A 15,273-nucleotide genomic window follows, 5' to 3' on the forward strand; every position below is an offset into this window, starting at 1 on the left:
TGCGCTGTCGCTGGCGGATGCCGCGAAGGTGGTTGCGCTGCGCAGCCAGGCGATCGCCGCGATTCTGTCCCGCCTACTTACCGCTCCAATCCTCGGCGTACAGCCTGTAGAGCTTCTTGAACGCGTCGTCCTTGGCCGGGTAGAGCACCTGGATCCGGACGGTCAGCGTCTCGCCTTTGGGCACGATGTGCTTGCCCTTCTCGGGCGGTGGTGAGCCGAGCTGGACCCTTCCGTTGGAGCCGTCCTCGACGATCACGCCCCAGAAGTTCTTGACGAACTCCTTGAAAAGCACTGTCCCCGAGGGCAGCTCACCGAAGCCGACACGCCACCGCTCCACGTCGGTCGCCCCGGCCTTCAGAGTGATGTCGTAGGGGTAGATCCACCCCTTGGTCTCCCAGTCCTCCCAAGGGTCCTGCACAAGTTTGTAGGCGACGGTCAGGTTCTTCTTCTCCACCGTGAAGCCGACCTTGGCCTGCGGGGACTTCCCCTCGCCCTTGACGGCCACGGCGGTGACAGTGTGACTCCCCATGGCCCAGCCGCCCTTGGGGATGAACGTCCATCTCCCGCTGGTCACCGGGGCCTTGCCCAGTGGCGTGGATCCCTCGGCGAGTTCGACGGTGTCGGCGTTGAGGGCGATACCGTCGACGGGGGTTTCGGCGTCCACCTTCGCGCCGTCCTTGGGCGCGACGATCTGGACCACCGGGCTGGACTCGGCGACGTAGAAATTGCGGTAGACCCTGCCGGACCTGGTCTCGCCGCGTACGGCCATGGCGTGCAGCTCCTGCTTGCCGAGCGGCCAGTCAGAGTTCGGTGTGTAGCTCCACTTCCCGTCCTTCACCTCGGGCGAGGCGAAGGGCACCGGTTTTCCGTTGTGCGACCCGTTGTACAGCTCCACCTTCGTCACCTGGGGGTCCGCCGTGCCGCTGACGGGCTGTCGGCGGTTGGTGGTCTTCGCGTCGGCCTTGGGCTCGGTGATGACGGGGACGGGGACCGGCTGGGCAGTGGCGAGGGCCGACTGGGCCTGGTCGTTCCAGGTGCCGTCGGGGCTGCCCTCCAACTTGTACTTGGTCAGATCGGCCATCGCCGTACCCGCGGGGACCGGAAGCTGCTTGCCCTGCTGGTCGATCTTGTTGAAGAGGACGTTTCCCTTGGCGGTGTTGTTGACAACGGCGCTGACACCGTCGCCGGTGTGGTCGAAGCCGTAATCGCTGAAGTTGTTCGCCGTGGAGCCCTCCGGGATGACGAGAATGGCTTCCCGGCTTCCCGAGGTGTTGTATTCGATATCGGCGAACAGGCAGAAGCTGCCGGCGGGGCACTTGTCCTTGCCTCGGCCCTTGATGACATACGGCGTCTTGCTCTGCTGGTCGGACACGGTTGTCCCTTCTTCTCCTGGGGGGTCTCATGCGGCCCTCGGTTCGACGCACAGTCACTTGGCCAGAGCCGGAGGCATATGCACGCTGATCGCTTCCAGGGCATCAGCCGGAGACTTGACCGGCAATCCGGGCGGGGCCAAGAGGGCGGCGGACGCCTGCCGCGGACCGCAGCCCTCGCGTGGGCGGCCGGTGACGGTTCGAGACCAAGTGCTGGACGGGGTACGCGGCGCTGTTGCCCGAACGCGAGAAGCAGGCGCCCGTGCGGCACGGGCCCCTGCTCCTTTCCCGCCTACTTCTCATACGTCCCTAGCGGCTGCCAGGTGTCCGGGTTGCCGCCCGGCTTGTCCTTCTGCCCGGCCGGGACGTCCCAGGCGGCCGAGTAGAGCTGGCCTTCGTAGGTGACGTAGTTGCCCGTCTTGTACGCCACCGAGTTGTCCCAGGGCTTGGCTCCGGCCGGGAGTTTGAGCCGGATGGGCAGCGTGCAGGCCTTGAGCTTCTTCCAGACGGGATTGCCATCGTTGTTCTTCGTGCCAGGAGGCGTTCCCTTGCTCCACTGCGTGGACTGCCACATCGCGTCCTCGTAGGTGACCTCGTTGGGCGCGACGTAGACGTACTTCGCGTTCCATGCCGGTGCCGTGCAGGCGTTCTTCTGCTGTTCCTTCTCGGGTGGCTCCTGGCCGTCCAGCGCCGCGCGGATGTACTTCGAGAGGATGCCGGTCGTTTTCTCGTCGCCGTCGAGGGAGTACGACATGGCTCCGGCGAGGCCCTTGCTCTTGGCGAACTGCGCCTTCTTGTAGACGGCCGTGGGGTCGTCGAAGGTCCAGAAGATCCGCTCCGTCGGGCTGTGCAGCCAGGCGACGGCGTTGGCGTCGTCGCGGTGCAGCGTGTAGCCGCTGCTGACGAGCCCCGCAAGGTCCCGGTATTCGTTGACGCCGGCCTCGTACTTGGCCTTCGGGGTGGGGACCGCGCCCTTCGCCTGCTGGAACAGCCCGCCCTTGGCGTCGCTCTGCACGCCTTCCCAGCCCCGCCCGTAGAACGGGATGCCCAGCACGATCTTGTTCTTGGGCGCCCCTGCCTTCACCCAGGCGTCCACCGCCGTCTCCACCGACAGCTTCCCGGAGGTCGGGTCACCGTTGATCGGGTGCAGCGCGGACTGGTGGTTGGTGATGCAGCTCGCCGGGCATTCGAACGCGCCGTGCAGGTCGTAGCCCTGCAGATTGCCGTAGTCGAGGTACTTCATGACCTCCGGCACGTCCCAGCCCGCCTCGATGACCGAGGGGTCGGCCGGCAGGAAGGCGGTCAGCAGGTACTTCTCGCCGTCCGGCCGCGCGGGCAACGCGTCGAGCTGCTTGCGGAACTCCTTCAGCAGCAGCGGGAGGTTCTTCTTGTCGTCCTTGCTGTAGAGGTTGCCCGGCAGGCCCTTGTCGGTGCCCGGCCACTCCCAGTCGATGTCGATGCCGTCGAAGATCCCGGCGGCCACGCCGGCGCCTCCGTAGACCGCCCGCCACTGTGCCGGGAAATTCTGGGTGTCCGTCCAGATCTTGGTGGGCAGGTTGCCCCGGATGTAGAGGTCGATGCAGGACTTGACGAACTCCTCGCGGTGCGCATCCGTGGCCGCCTTCGAGAAGTTCCGGGAGTAGGTCCAGCCGCCGAACGAGATCAGCACCTTCAGCTTCGGGTGCTTGGCCTTGAGCTTCTTCAGCTGGTTGAAGTTGCCCTTGAGGTAGTTGGGGCTGTTCCAGCCGGGGTCGGCCGTGCCGTCGACGGACTCCGCGGCCTGGAACGGCCGCACCCAGTCGGCGTCGGCGTCCCCGACATCCTTGCCGCCGTCCGCGTGGCCCGGATTCTTGTTCGGCGCGGTCGCGGCGAAGGCCTTGTAGCCGGGATGGATCTGGGTGTCGGAGGAGATGTTGGCGAAGGCGTAGTTGAGGATCGTCAGCCGGTCCGCCGTGCCGTTCGCATGCAGGTCCCGTAGGAAGAAATTCCGGGCGTAGATCGCCCACTGCGGGTAGTAGCCGTGGTAGTGCACCGTGCCCACCTGTGACCTCCCGGTCGCTCGACTCATGACGCCCGCATATGCCTATGGCGTCCTGGCCAGCGCATCACCGCCCACCGGGGCGGGCCATCCGGAGGCACCCTTTCGAGTGAATCGACGACCTGTCCCGGCGGTGTGAACGGCCGAGGGCCTCATTTCGGGTGGTCGTCGGACGTCACCGGGGAACGGGCCGTCGAGCCAGTCGGCTGAGCGCGGTCAGCCCGCGGGCAGAGTGACCACGAACCGGGCCCCGGCCCCGGCCCCGTGCTCGGGGTCGTGGGAGACCTCGCCGCCTGCCGAGCGGGCCAGGCGCCGGGCGAGGGGAAGTCCCAGGCCGGCGCCCTCGTGCCCGTCGTCGAGGTCGGCCCGCTTGCCGGGCTGGAAGAGCAGTGGGGTGAAGGCGGCGGGCACGCCCGGGCCGTCGTCCGTGACCTCGACTCGTACGCCGCCGTCCGACCGGGACGCGCCGAGCGTGACCGTCGTACGGGCGTAGCGCACGGCGTTGGCCAGCAGAGGACTGACGATGCGTTCGAGCAGCGCGGGCTGCACCCCTGCCGTGAGCGGACCCGGCCCGTCCGGTACGACGACCCGCACCGCACCGGGAACCTCCGCGTGCGCGGCCAGCCGCTGCAGCACGGTGGGCACATCGGCGGTGCCGGGGGCCGTGGGCACGCCTTCGCGGGCCTCGTCCAGCAGAGTGTCGCAGATGGTGCGCATCGACTGCGCGGCCTGTGCGACGACGTCGAGACAGGCCCGGGTGTCGGCTTGCGAGCGCGGGCGCGAGTGCCACCAGTCCAGTTCGGCGACGATCCGGCTGAGCGGGGTGCGCAGTTCGTGGGACAGCTCGCCGGTGAGCTGCCGCTCATGCCGCAGCACCGCCCGGATCCGGTCCAGCAGGGAGTCCAGCGAGCCGCCCAGCGCCGCGAGTTCGGCCGGCCGGCCGCGGCCCGCGAACCGCTCCTCGGAGCCCACGGCGCTCCACTGCGTCGCCTGGTCCGTCATGGTCCGCACCGGCCGCAGCGCCCGCCCCACCGCCAGCCGGGTCAGCGCGTAGGTGCAGACGAGCATCACCGCGTCCAGCGCGAACGAGCCCAGCAGCATGGTCCGGGCCGAACTGCGGTACGGCGCGAGGTCCAGCGCCGTGACCACGGTGGCCCGCGCCGCCGCCCCGGGCACCGGCTCCGCGCACAGCCGTACCGTGGCGGGACCGTGCACCGTGCGGCAGCCGCGCCGGCCCGCGGCGGCCAGGGAGTCGGCGGCGCGGGTGAGGGCACCGGCCCCGGCCGGAGGCTGCTCCAGCAGGCGGCCGCCGGCGTAGATCCACGCGTTGGTGTCCAGCAGCCGGTCGCCCGAGGTCTCCAGCACCCGCATCCGGCCGTGCCGGGTGTCGACGGTGGTGGCGACGGCCGCCGCGCGGGTGCGCAGTTCGTCGTCCGCCTCCCGTTGGAGACGATGCCGGACGACGGTGTTGAAGACCACCGTGAGGATCACCATCAGCAGTGCGGCCGTGGTCAGCGCGACCAGGGAGAGCCTGCCGCGCAGGGTGCGCGGCGCGAGTCGGGCGAGCAGCGCCTCGATGCGGGCGGGGACTCTCATGCCAGGCGGTGGCCGATCCCGCGTGCCGTGGCGATGGTCCGCTCGCTGCCCGCCGCCCGCAGCTTGCGGCGCAGCCGGGTCAGGTACTGGTCCAGCGTGTTGTCGCTGACCTGCGCCCCCTCCGGCCAGCCCGCGCGGAGCAGCTCGCGGCGGCGCACCAGCTCCCCGCCGGCCGCGGTGAGCGCCGCCAGCAGCCGGAACTCCGTCGGGGTCAGATCGACGCGCCTGCCCTCCACGGTGGCGCTGTGCCGGACGGCGTCCAGCACCAGTCCGCCCGCCGTGGCGGACGCGGCCGGGGGTGCGGCCCGGCGCAGGGCGGCCCGCAGCCGGGCGGCCAGCTCGGACAGGTGGAAGGGCTTCGGCAGATAGTCGTCGCCGCCGGCCGAGAAGCCCGACAGCCGGTCCGTGAGCCCGTGCCGCGCGGTCAGGAAGACGACCGGGGCGAGGAAGCCGCCCGCGCGCAGTGCCTGGCAGACGTCGCGGCCGTCGGCGTCGGGCAGGCCGACGTCCAGCACGACGGCGGACACGTCCGGTGTCGCCAGCCGCAGGGCCGTGGCCCCGTCTCCGGCGCAGACCGTGTCGAAGTCCTCGTCGTGCAGACCGCGGCGCAGCACGTCACGCAGGGCGTGGTCGTCCTCGACGATGAGGATCGTGGGTCGCATCTCTCTCCACCGGCCCGTCGGCCGTGTCGCTCGGGTGGGATGTGCCCGTCTCGGGGGCACGGGGGACATAGCGCTCGGGCAGCCACCGGGCCGTCGCGCCGATGCAGACACCGAGCCAGCCGGCGGCGAACAGCCAGCCGCCGATCACATCGGTGAACCAGTGCACTCCCAGGAAAACACGGGTCAGCCCGACCCCCGCTGCCCAGCAGGCGACCAGCAGGCACAGCGCGGTCCGGCCGCGTGGGGCGCGCAGGCACAGGGCGACGATCAGCAGCCCGGCCGTCAGCGCGGCCGTGGTGGTGTGACCGGAGGGGAACGACCAGCCGGAGGCCTGTGTCTGCCAGTCGTACCCCGGCGGCCGGGCCCTGGCGACCAGTTCCATCACGCCGTACCGTGCCGCCTGGCCCCCGCCCAGGCAGAGCCAGCCGAGCGGTACGGCCAGCAGCCGCTGCCGCGCGGTGCGGCCCGCGATCAGCCCGGCCACGACCACCAGGACGTACGGCACGACACCCGTGCCCGTGGCGGTCAGCCCGCGGGCCAGCGTCACCGCCACCGGCGGGCGGTGCGCGACGGACCAGGACAGCAGGCCCCGGTCCAGGTAGAGCGGTCCGCCCTGGTCGCTGACCACCACCGCGGCCAGCACCGCGAAGGCCATCCAGGCGCCGAGGGCGAGCGTGCCCGCCGACTCGGCGACCCTGGCGCGGTTCATGACATCAGAAGGGGACGCAGCCAGGTCCCCGACAGCCGTCCCGCGTGGCCCGCCGGCCACCGCCGCAGCACGCTCGTCACCACCCAGCCGACGAGCCCGCCGAGCAGTGCCCCCGCGACGACGTCGTGCGGATAGTGGACGCCGACCCACACCCGGGAGGCCGCCATGGCGAGCGCGCACACGGAGGCGACGGCACCCAGGCGCCGGGAGACGGAGAACAGGGCGACCGCCGCGGCGCAGGCGACCGCGGTGTGATTGCTCGGGAACGACCAGTCGCCGCGTGCGGGACACGCCTCCAGCGTGCGGTAGGCCAGGCCCCGGCACGGCCGTTCCTCGGCGACGAGCGGCTTCACGGCACTGGTCACCGCGAACGCCGCCACCATCGCCACCGGCAGGGTCAGCGCCGTCATGGCCGCCCTCGCCCCGTCCCGCTGGGCCTGCCACCAGCCCACGGCCATGAGCAGCGCGGAGATGGCCAGGCCGTACGCCGACCACAGCCCGATCGTGTCGTCCAGCCAGCCGGGGGAGCGGTGGGCGAGGTCCACCACGTCGGTGTAGAGCGACCTGTCGACCGACGGGCCCGACAGGGCGAACGTCATCCGCGGGCCTCCTTGGCGGCCTTGCGCGAGCGCAGCACCTCGGCGGCGACCGGGAGCAGGGACACGAGGACGATCAGCGCGATCACCGGCAGCAGGTACTTGTCGACGTTCGGGATCGAGGAGCCCAGCGCGTATCCGGCGAGGGTGAGGCCGAGGCTCCACAGGAGTCCGCCCGCCACCTGCCAGACGGTGAAGGTCCGGGCCGGCACGCCGAGCGCGCCCGCCATCGGGTTCAGCACCGTGCGCACCACCGGGACGAAGCGGGCCAGCACGATCGCCTTGGCGTGGCCGTAGCGCTCCAGCAGTTCCTCGGCGCGCTCGGCGCCCTCGCGCAGCTTCACCGAGCGGCTGCGGGCCAGCAACGCGCCGCCCGCCTTGCGGCCGAGCAGGAACCCGCACTGTGAGCCGGCCAGCGCGCCGACGGCTGCCGTGACGAGCAGCGGCCCGAGCGAGAGATGCAATCCGCGGTCGGACGAGCCCGTGCACAGCAGTCCCGCCGTGAACAGCAGGGAGTCGCCGGGGAGGAAGAACCCGATCAGCAGGCCCGTCTCCGCGAAGAGCACCACGCCGACGCCGAGCACGCCGAAGGAGGCGAGCAGCGAGTGGGCGTCGAGCACGTTGACCGCGAGCTGCGACGCCAGGTGTGGGGGAGTGGCCATCGCCGTACGCCCTTTCCTTCGACTTGCTCCGAGAAGATTCGACTACACATTTGTAGACGGTTGGCCTGTGTGTAGACGAACCCAGAGTGCCGATCGTGCCCGGACTTTGCCTCGTCATTGCCGCTTCATGACCGATCGACTACATGGCCGTCGTCATGATGGTCCGCGAAGGTAAGGCATGCCTTCACTAACTAACAGGGAGGGCAGCAGGACATGTGGGACGACGCGTTTCCGAGTTTCCTGATCGGACTCAGGGAGGGACTGGAAGCCGGACTCATCGTCTCCATACTGGTCGCCACCCTGGTGCGGGCCGAGGCGCGCTCGCGGCTGCCCCAGGTGTGGACCGGCGTCCTCGCCGCCGTCGCCGTGGCGATGAGCTTCGGCGCGGTGCTCACCTTCACCGCCGCCTCCATGCCGCAGACCGCCCAGGAGGCGTTCGGCGGCATCCTCAGCGTGATCGCCGTCGCGTTCGTCACCGCCATGGTGTTCTGGATGCGCCGCTCGGCCCGCAGCCTCTCCGGTGAGCTGAAGGAGAAGGTGACCGGCGCCCTCGCCATGGGCTCCGGTGTGCTGATCCTCACCTCGTTCCTCGCGGTCGGCCGTGAGGGGCTGGAGACGGCCCTCTTCCTGTGGACCACCGCCCAGGCGGCAGGTGAGTCGGCCGGACCGCTCACCGGCGCCGGCATCGGCCTCGTCCTCGCGGCCGGCCTGTGCTGGGGCCTGTACCGGCGGGTCCTGAAGATCAACCTGACGAAGTTCTTCACCGCCACCGGCGCCGTCCTGATCGTCATCGCGGCCGGTGTCCTCGGCTACGGCCTGCGCGACCTCCAGGAAGGCGGCGTGCTGCCCGGCAAGACGGCCTACGCCGTCGACCTCGCGAGCAGCGTCGACGCCGGCTCCTGGTACAGCACCCTGGTCCAGGGCGTCCTCAACCTCACCCCGACCATGACCTGGCTCCAGGTGGTGGCCTACGTCGCCTACCTGGCCGTCGTGATGACCCTGTTCGTGCGCGGCGTACAGGCCACGGCGCCGAAGCCCGCGAAGGAACGCCCCGCGCCCGAGCCGAAGGCCGACCGGCCCGAGCGGCGCCGGCCGGTGTGGGTCGTGCCGGCCGCCGTGGTCGCCGTACCCGCCGTGATCGCCGGACTCGTCGTCGCCCTCGCCCGGCCCAAGCCCGCCGGCGACCAGACCGTCGCCGTCTCCGGGACCGAGTGCGGCAAGGGCTTCACGGCCCCCCGGCCGGGCCGCCAGACCTTCCAGATGAAGAACACCGGCGGCAAGACCTCCGAGGTGTATCTCATCGACCCGACGACCAGTGCGGTCTACGGCGAGATCGAGGGCCTCGCCCCCGGCACCACCCGCGACCTCGTCGCCACCGTCGCCGGCGGCACCTACGCCTGGCGCTGCGTCCCCACCGGCGGCAAGGCCGTCACCTCAAAGTCGGTCACCGTCACCGGCGGCGGCGCCGCCAAGCCGGTCGTCCCCGTCTCCGAACAGGACCTCGCCGCCCCCCTTAAGGCGTACAAGGCGTACGTCGGCCAGGGCCTGGCCACCCTGGTCGCCCAGACCCGCACCCTCGCCGACGACATCGACGGCAACCACCTGGACAAGGCCCGCACCGACTGGCTCACCGCCCACCGCACCTACTCCTCGCTCGGCGCCGCCTACGGCACCTTCGAGGACTTCGACAAGAAGATCAACGGCCGCGCCGACGGACTGCCGGGCGGCGTCCAGGACAAGGACTTCAGCGGCTTCCACCGCCTTGAGTACGGCCTGTGGCACGGCCAGTCGGCCAAGGAGCTGACCGGCCCCGCCCAGCAGCTCGCCACCGACGTCGCCGGACTGGGGAAGGCGTTCCCGAGCCAGGACTTCGACCCCGGCGACCTGCCGCTGCGCGCCCACGAGATCCTGGAGAACACCCTCCAGTTCGAGCTGACCGGCGACACCGACGAGGGCAGCGGGACCAACCTCGCCACCGCCGACGCCAACCTCACCGGCACCCGCGAGCTGCTCACCGTCCTCAAGCCGCTGCTCACCACCCGTGCGCCGAAGCTCCTGCCGACCGTCGACGCGGACATCGCCCGCGTGCAGAAGCTGCTGGACGCGGCCCACGACGGCGACCGCTGGACCGCCGTGGACAAGCTCGCCGCCGCCGACCGGCAGCAGCTGAACGGCGCCACCGGCCAGCTGCTGGAGGACCTCGCCCCGATCCCGGACCTCCTCGAGATCCGGAAGTCCGCCTGATGACCGAAGCCCGCCCGATGATGTCCGCGCACCCGCACCCCGAAGGGAACCCTGCGATGTCCACTGCCGAACCGTCGGCCTGCCCCGTCGGCCCCGCCCGCCGCTCCTTCGTGCGGTCCGCGCTGGGCGCCGGCGCCGCCGGAGCGGTCCTGGCCGGCGGCGGCTTCGCCCTCGGTGAGAGCGGCGGCACCGCGCAGGCCCAGCAGGCGAACGCCGACGGCACGGCGAAGGTCCCCTTCCACGGCGCCCACCAGGCCGGCATCGTCACCCCGGCCCCGGCCGCCGCCACCTTCGTCTCGCTGGACGTCATCGCCGACGGCCGCAAGGGCCTGACCGACCTGCTCAGGACCATCACCGAGCGGGCCCGCTTCCTCACCGCCGGCGGCGCCCCCGCCGACCTGGGCGTCGGTGCGCCGCCCTCCGACAACGGCATCCTCGGCCCCGAGGTCCCGACCGACGGCCTCACCGTCACCGTCGGCGTCGGCGCTTCCCTCTTCGACGACCGCTACGGCCTCGCCAAGGCCAGGCCCGCCCGGCTCACCCCGATGCGGACCTTCCCCAACGACAACCTGAACGCGGCCGAGTGCCACGGCGACCTGTCCCTGCAGATCTGTGCCCAGAGCCAGGACACCGTGCTGCACGCCCTGCGCGACATAGCCCGGCACACCCGCGGCGCCATGCAGATCAAGTGGCGGATCGACGGCTTCCAGAACGCCCCGCGCCCCACCGGCGCCCAGCGCAACCTGCTTGGCTTCAAGGACGGCATCGCCAACCCGGACGTCACCTCCGCCCGCGAGACGGACAAGCTCATCTGGGTCGGCGACGGCCAGGGCGAGCCCGCCTGGACCGCGGGCGGCAGCTACCAGGTCATCCGGATCATCCGGATGCTGGTCGAGTTCTGGGACCGGGTCTCGCTCAGCGAACAGGAGAAGATGTTCGGCCGCCGCAAGGACACCGGCGCCCCGCTCGACGGTGCCAAGGAGACCGACATCCCCCAGTACGCCAAGGACCCGCAGGGCACCGCGATCCCGATGGACGCCCACATCCGCCTCGCCAACCCGCGCAAGGCGTCGACCGACAGCTCCCGCATCCTGCGCCGCGGCTACAACTACGACCGCGGCGTGGACAACGTCGGCAACCTCGACATGGGCCTGGTCTTCTGCTGCTACAACCAGGACGTCAAGCGCCAGTTCGAGGCCGTGCAGACCCGGCTGATCGACGAGCCCCTGGTGGACTACATCTCCCCCACGGGCGGCGGCTACTTCTTCGCCCTGCCCGGAGTGCGGCACGCGAAGGACTGGCTGGGCCGGGGCATGCTCTCCGTCTGACGGCCCCGGCGCACCCGGACGACCACGGCAGGCCTTTCCCCGATCATGGGAAAGGCCTGCCGTTTCCTTTACCTGACGTCTGCTGCACATAGTTTGCAAGTACGGAAAGATGGCACAAGGCTGTGATGTGCAGCCGTGCCGTGCCCGCACCACCGAAGGATGACCCTCCCGATGACGGCCGCCCCCGGTTCCGCTCCGCCCCTCCCCGCCCAGGCCGAAGCCAAGCGCTCGGCCTGGCGCCGTGTCCGCGGCTCCATGACACGGCAGGAGTGGATCAGGGTCGGCGGGATGGCCGGCTTCGTCCTTGCCCTGCACATCATCGGCTGGGGCACGCTGGTCGGCATCGTCGCACCGCAGCACTTCAGCGTCGGCACCGACTCCTTCGGTATCGGCATCGGCCTGACCGCCTACACCCTCGGCATGCGGCACGCCTTCGACGCCGACCACATCGCCGCGATCGACAACACCACCCGCAAGCTGATGGGACAGGGGCAACGGCCCCTGTCGGTCGGCTTCTGGTTCTCCCTCGGCCACTCCAGCATCGTCTTCGGCCTCTCCCTGCTGCTCTCGCTCGGCATGAAGACCCTGGCGGGATCGGTCCGCGACGACAACTCGCACCTGCACGAGGTGACCGGCCTGATCGGCACGACGGTCTCCGGGACCTTCCTCTACCTCATCGCCGGTATCAACCTCGTCATCCTGGCCGGCATCTGGAAGGTCTTCCGGCAGATGCGCTCCGGCGCCTACGACGAGGCCGCCCTGGAGACGCAGCTGAACAACCGCGGCTTCATGAACCGCCTGCTCGGCCGGGTCACCGGCTCGATCAGCAAGCCGTGGCAGATGTACCCGCTGGGCCTGCTGTTCGGCCTCGGCTTCGACACCGCCACGGAGATCGCCCTGCTGGTCCTCGCCGGCTCCGGCGCCGCCTCCGGCCTGCCCTGGTACGCCATCCTGTGCCTGCCGGTCCTGTTCGCCGCGGGCATGTCCCTGCTGGACACCATCGACGGCTCGTTCATGAACTTCGCCTACGAGTGGGCGTTCTCCAAGCCGGTCCGCAAGGTCTACTACAACCTCACCATCACCGGCCTTTCCGTGGCCGTCGCCCTGATCATCGGGACCGTCGAACTCCTCGGCCTCCTCGCCGACAAGCTGGACCTGCACGGCGCCTTCTGGGACTGGATCTCCGGCCTCGACCTCAACACCGTCGGCTTCGTCATCGTCGGCCTGTTCTTCGCCACCTGGGCGATCGCCCTGCTGGTGTGGAAGGCGGGCCGCATCGAGGAGAAGTGGACGGCGAACCTGGCCGAGCAGTCGGCGGACTGAGCTGCCTGCCGGGGCACTAGTCCAGCCGGTCAACCTGACGGAGTCGGTTCGTCGCGTCCAGCGCGGCGACCTTGTACGACTCCGCCAGCGTCGGATAGTTGAACACCGCGTTGACCAGATAGTCGACCGTGCCTCCGCACCCCATCACCGACTGCCCGATGTGGATCAGTTCGGTCGCGCCCGAGCCGAAGCAGTGCACCCCGAGCAGGGTGCGGTCCACGGGAGAGACCAGCAGCTTCAGCATGCCGTGCGAGTCCCCGATGATCTGCCCGCGGGCCAGCTCCCGGTACCGGGCCACGCCCACCTCGAACGGCACCCGGTCCTCGGTCAGCTGGTCCTCGGTCCGGCCGACGAAGCTGATCTCCGGGATGGTGTAGATCCCGATCGGCTGCAGATGGTGCATCCGCCCGGCCGGCTCCCCGCACGCGTGGTACGCGGCCGCACGCCCCTGCTCCATCGAGGTCGCGGCGAGCGCGGGAAACCCGATCACATCACCGACGGCGTAGATGTGCGGCACCTCGGTGCGGTAGTTCTCGTCCACCTCGATCCGGCCGCGCGGATCCGCCGCCAGCCCGGCCCTGGCCAGGTCCAGCTCGTCGGTCAGGCCCTGCCGGCCCGCCGAGTACATCACCGTGTCCGCGGGGATCTTCTTGCCGCTCTCCAGCACGGTCAGCGTGCCCCGCGGATGGCGTTCGACGGCGGCGACGGTCTCGCCGAAGCGGAACGTGACGGCCAGGTCCCGCAGGTGGTACTTGAGCGACTCCACGATCTCCACGTCGCACAGGTCCAGCATCCCGGGGCGCTTCTCCACCACGGTCACCCTGCTGCCCAGCGCGGCGAACATGGAGGCGTACTCCATGCCGATGACACCCGCGCCGACGATCACCATGGACCGCGGCACCCGCTCCAGCGACAGCACGTTGTCGGAGTCCATGATCGTCCGCCCGTCGAACTCGACCGTGTCCGGGCGGGCCGGCCGGGTGCCGGTGGCGATGACGATGTGCCCGGCGCTCAACCGCCGTTCCCGTCCCGAGACCTCCGACAGGGCGACCGTGTGCGGGTCGGCGAAGCGAGCCGTGCCGGAGTACACGGTCACCTGGTTGCGGGTGAGCTGACTGCGGACGACGTCCACCTCGCGGCCGACGACGTGCTGGGTGCGCGCGGTCAGATCGGCGACCGTGATGTCGTCCTTGAGCCGGTAGCTCTGCCCGTACAGATCGCGCTGGGTGAGACCGGTCAGGTACAGCACCGCCTCGCGCAGGGTCTTGGAGGGAATGGTTCCGGTGTGCAGGGAGACCCCGCCGAGCATGTCGGGGCGGTCGACGACCGCGACCCGGCGGCCGAGCTTGGCCGCGGCGATGGCGGCTTTCTGACCGCCGGGTCCGGATCCTATGACGAGCATGTCGAAATCGAAGTCGGGCACCCTCGGGAGTCTGTCAGTCCGGCGGCCCGCTCCGGAAGGGAGCGCCGCCGAAATCCCCCGAGCCGCGCGGAAGTTGCGGCCGCCCCCCGGCTCTCCTCGCCGCGCCGGGGTCCCGGGAGGACAATGACGCCATGGGCCAGCGAACCGGCGACCTGAGCGCCCCCGCCCGGCTGGCCGCTCCCGACGAGGAGATCGGCGCCGACGAACTCGCGCTCGCCACCCGCAACCACGGACTGCCCCTGGAGGCGCTGCGGTACGACGTCACCCCGCCCGGACTGCACTACGTCCTCACGCACTACGACATCCCGTATGTGCCCGGCGCCGGTGCCTGGCGGCTGACCGTCGACGGACACGTACGCGCCCCACTCGATCTGTCCCTCGCCGACCTGCTGTCGTTCCCGCAGGTCACCACCCGGGTCACCCTGGAGTGCGCGGGCAACGGCCGGGCCCTGCTCAGGCCCCGGCCGGTCAGCCAGCCCTGGCTGGTGGAGGCCGTCGGCACCGCCGACTGGACCGGCGTACCGCTCAGGCTGCTGCTCGCCGAGGCGGGCGCCGACCCGGCGGCCGTGGACGTCGTCTTCACCGGCGCCGACCACGGCGTGGAGCGCGGCGTCGAACAGGACTACCAGCGCGCCCTGCCCCTGGCGCTGGCCCTGGGCGGCGATCCGGAGGTACTGGTCGCCACCGCCATGAACGGCGCCCCGCTGCCCCCGCAGCACGGCAGGCCGCTGCGGCTGATCGTGCCCGGCTGGTACGGCATGGCCCAGGTGAAGTGGCTGCGCTCGGTCACCGTCAGCGACGTACCGTTCACGGGATTCCAGCAGTCGGTCGCCTACCGGATGCGGCGCACCGCCGACGAGGAGGGCGAGCCGGTCACCCGGATCGCGCCGCGCGCCCTGCTGATGCCGCCCGGGTTTCCCGACTTCATGTCCCGCACGCGGGTGGTCCGGGAGGGACCGGTGCGGCTCTTCGGCCGGGCCTGGTCCGGGCAGGCGCCCGTCTCCTCGGTCGAGGTCAGCACGGATCGCGGCGCGAGCTGGATGCCCGCGGTGCTTGAACCGGAGGTGCACCGATGGGCTTGGCGGGGCTGGCACTGCACCTGGGCCGCGGCCCCCGGACAGCACGCGGTGGGCGCGCGTGCGAGCGACTCCGCCGGTTGCACCCAGCCCCTTGAGCAGCGCTGGAACCGGGGTGGCTTTGCCAACAACGCGGTGCGTTATGTGCGGGTGGTGTGCGTGGACGACGCGCCCTCGCCGTAGCGGCTCATGTCGCACGGCGGGGTGCGGGTGGTGCGTGGTCGCCCGCGCAGTTCCCCGCGCCCC

12 protein-coding genes are annotated in these 15,273 nt (G+C 70.9%); 4 read left to right on the forward strand and 8 right to left on the reverse strand.

Features of this window, described 5'->3' with window-relative positions; translation table 11 throughout:
• Window positions 1-73: 73 nt before the first annotated feature.
• The 7 genes from AB0L75_RS42725 to AB0L75_RS42755 form a co-directional block, all read right to left on the reverse strand.
• Entirely contained in the window at window positions 74-1,372 is a 1,299-nt protein-coding gene (locus AB0L75_RS42725) for a hypothetical protein (protein ID WP_365191695.1), read from the reverse strand.
• Window positions 1,373-1,662: 290 nt separating this feature from the next.
• Window positions 1,663-3,438: a glycosyl hydrolase family 18 protein gene (locus AB0L75_RS42730; protein WP_365191696.1), complete on the reverse strand. Its 1,776-nt coding sequence runs from the start codon at window positions 3,436-3,438 to the stop codon at window positions 1,663-1,665.
• Between the two features lie 186 nt (window positions 3,439-3,624).
• Window positions 3,625-5,004, reverse strand: coding sequence for a HAMP domain-containing sensor histidine kinase (locus tag AB0L75_RS42735; RefSeq protein WP_365191697.1), 1,380 nt, complete (start codon window positions 5,002-5,004; stop codon window positions 3,625-3,627).
• Entirely contained in the window at window positions 5,001-5,666 is a 666-nt protein-coding gene (locus AB0L75_RS42740; protein ID WP_365191698.1) for a response regulator transcription factor, read from the reverse strand. Before AB0L75_RS42740 ends, AB0L75_RS42735 begins: the two co-directional genes overlap by 4 nt.
• Complete coding sequence (locus tag AB0L75_RS42745) at window positions 5,620-6,375, reverse strand: phosphatase PAP2 family protein (RefSeq protein ID WP_365191699.1); 756 nt, start codon at window positions 6,373-6,375, stop codon at window positions 5,620-5,622. Before AB0L75_RS42745 ends, AB0L75_RS42740 begins: the two co-directional genes overlap by 47 nt.
• Window positions 6,372-6,974 (reverse strand): phosphatase PAP2 family protein, encoded by a 603-nt coding sequence (locus tag AB0L75_RS42750; RefSeq protein ID WP_365191700.1) that lies wholly within the window; start codon window positions 6,972-6,974, stop codon window positions 6,372-6,374. Before AB0L75_RS42750 ends, AB0L75_RS42745 begins: the two co-directional genes overlap by 4 nt.
• Entirely contained in the window at window positions 6,971-7,633 is a 663-nt protein-coding gene (locus AB0L75_RS42755; protein WP_365191701.1) for a DedA family protein, read from the reverse strand. Before AB0L75_RS42755 ends, AB0L75_RS42750 begins: the two co-directional genes overlap by 4 nt.
• Before the next feature lie 213 nt (window positions 7,634-7,846).
• Between AB0L75_RS42755 and efeU the strand changes: the two genes are divergently transcribed.
• From efeU to AB0L75_RS42770, 3 genes are all read left to right on the forward strand, one after another.
• Window positions 7,847-9,877, forward strand: a complete 2,031-nt coding sequence (gene efeU / locus AB0L75_RS42760; protein ID WP_365191702.1) for an iron uptake transporter permease EfeU — start codon at window positions 7,847-7,849, stop codon at window positions 9,875-9,877.
• Between the two features lie 56 nt (window positions 9,878-9,933).
• Complete coding sequence (efeB, locus tag AB0L75_RS42765; RefSeq protein WP_365191703.1) at window positions 9,934-11,205, forward strand: iron uptake transporter deferrochelatase/peroxidase subunit; 1,272 nt, start codon at window positions 9,934-9,936, stop codon at window positions 11,203-11,205.
• Window positions 11,206-11,376: 171 nt separating this feature from the next.
• Window positions 11,377-12,528: a HoxN/HupN/NixA family nickel/cobalt transporter gene (locus AB0L75_RS42770; RefSeq protein ID WP_365191706.1), complete on the forward strand. Its 1,152-nt coding sequence runs from the start codon at window positions 11,377-11,379 to the stop codon at window positions 12,526-12,528.
• Window positions 12,529-12,544: 16 nt separating this feature from the next.
• On the opposite strand, the gene sthA is transcribed toward AB0L75_RS42770, so the two are convergent.
• A complete protein-coding gene (gene sthA, locus AB0L75_RS42775; RefSeq protein ID WP_365191704.1) occupies window positions 12,545-13,951 on the reverse strand; it encodes a Si-specific NAD(P)(+) transhydrogenase in 1,407 nt (468 codons plus the stop codon).
• Between the two features lie 131 nt (window positions 13,952-14,082).
• Here sthA and AB0L75_RS42780 point away from each other — a divergent pair, with 131 nt between their 5' ends.
• Entirely contained in the window at window positions 14,083-15,210 is a 1,128-nt protein-coding gene (locus AB0L75_RS42780) for a molybdopterin-dependent oxidoreductase (RefSeq protein ID WP_365191705.1), read from the forward strand.
• The last annotated feature ends 63 nt before the right edge of the window (window positions 15,211-15,273 follow it).

This window comes from Streptomyces sp. NPDC052101, from assembly GCF_040680235.1.
Lineage (GTDB): Bacteria > Actinomycetota > Actinomycetes > Streptomycetales > Streptomycetaceae > Streptomyces.